Origin of the sequence: Pseudomonas agronomica (assembly GCF_025917275.1) — a bacterium.
GTDB classification, from domain to species: Bacteria; Pseudomonadota; Gammaproteobacteria; order Pseudomonadales; family Pseudomonadaceae; genus Aquipseudomonas; species Aquipseudomonas agronomica.
Map to the genome: position 1 here is coordinate 1 of NZ_JAOSHO010000780.1, position 1585 is coordinate 1585.

2 protein-coding genes are annotated in these 1585 nt (G+C 64.5%); both read right to left on the reverse strand.

Annotation, left to right across the window (positions count from 1 at the left end; all coding sequences use genetic code 11):
- The coding region (locus OC610_RS27070) for a glycosyltransferase family 2 protein (protein ID WP_264432405.1) at nucleotides 1-816 on the reverse strand (816 nt) is incomplete at its 3' end.
- Nucleotides 809-1585, reverse strand: a 777-nt coding sequence (locus tag OC610_RS27075) for a glycosyltransferase family 2 protein (protein ID WP_264432407.1), incomplete at its 5' end; no start/stop codon positions are given. The genes OC610_RS27075 and OC610_RS27070, both read right to left, overlap by 8 nt.

A 1585-nucleotide genomic window follows, 5' to 3' on the forward strand; every position in this document is an offset into this window, starting at 1 on the left:
GTTGAGCAATTCCCGACGCTGGGCGAGGCTCTGCAACCCGCCGACGGTGACCCGCTGGCGACGACGAAACTGCTTGTCGGCTTCATCCACGCCCTGGTCCGTCACCCGTGCCTTCGGTGCATAAACAATGGATTTGCCAGCCGCCGGCGCGCAGGTACTGAGGAAAAAATCATCGTTGACCTGGGCCGGAATCGGCTGGAACAAAGCCCTGCGCAGGGCCAGCAAGGCGCCGTCGGCCGAGACCATGCAGCCTGTGCGGCTTTCCACCCGGCGCAGCCAGCCTTCGTAATGCCGATACAGACTGTCGCCGAGGCTCAGCCCCTTGCCAGGCACGGGGATGACCATGTGACCGGCGCAGGCGCCGACTTCAGGATCGCCCAGCGGCGCCAGCAGGTGGCCGAGGGTGTCGTGGGCCCATTGATTGTCGGCGTCGGTGAACACCAGGATGTCGCCGTAGCTATGGGCCACGCCGGTGTTGAGGGCGGCGGCCTTGCCCTGGCGTGGCAGGTCGAGCACGGTGATGCGCGAGTCGCCGATTTTGCGCGCGCAGGCCACCGTGTCGTCGGTGGAACCGTCGCTGGCGAGGATGATTCGCAGCGAGTGCGCCCGATAGTCCTGGGCCAGCAAGGTGCGCAATTTTTCTTCAATGTGCCGCGCCTCGTTATGGGCGGCGATGACGATGCTGACATCCATCGGCAAGGGCTTGCCGTAGCGGCGTACCGGAAAAAAAGGCGTCAGCGAGGTCAACAGCACGGGGTAGCCGAGGTAGGCGTAAACCGGCAGCAACAGGCAAGACCAATAAAAGAATTCAGCCACGGGCAGGTCTCCTGGCTTTCCATTGAAAAATATTGAGCAGTAACGCGGCGCCGGTGAGGTGCAGGCGCACGCCATGCAAGGCCCACAGTTGCAACGTCAGATGCGGGTCTCGCTGGCTCTGGCGCAGGCTCAGTACCAAGGCCGGCAGTGTGCTGATGAACAACAGCGTCAGCCCCAGGCGCGCCTGGCCCTGGAGCAGGGCGATCAGCGCCAGCAAGTCCAGGCCCCAGACGCCCATCGACAACGCCGGAAAACGCAACAGGCGCAGGCTCGCCCCATGGCTGCGCAACAACTGCCAATGACTGCCCTGGCGCCACAACTCCTTGCTCATCCACTCGCGCCAGCTACCTTCGTAGCCCCAGTGCACGGCCAGGCTTTCGTTGACCAGCAACAATTGCGCACCGGCCTGGCGCAGGCGCAGGGAGAAGTCCTTGTCTTCGCCCGTGCGCAGGGTTTCGTCGAAGCCGCCGACCTGATCGAACCAGGTGCGACGCATCAAGAGATTGGCGCTGGGCAACCATTGGACGCGATGCAAGGAGCGGGACCCCGGCCGCTGGCTGCGGCGTTGCCAAGCCTGTGCGAACCAGGGCGCCTGGCCGGGCGTGTCCAGGTCAAGCCCCAGTACATCGCCCTGACGGTCTTCCATTTCGATCAGCAACTTGAGCCAATCGGTCGGCATTTCCATGTCGGCGTCGATGAACGCCAGCCAATCACCGCGGGCGACCGCCGCGCCGCGGTTGCGCAGGGCGCCGATATGCACGCCGGGCAC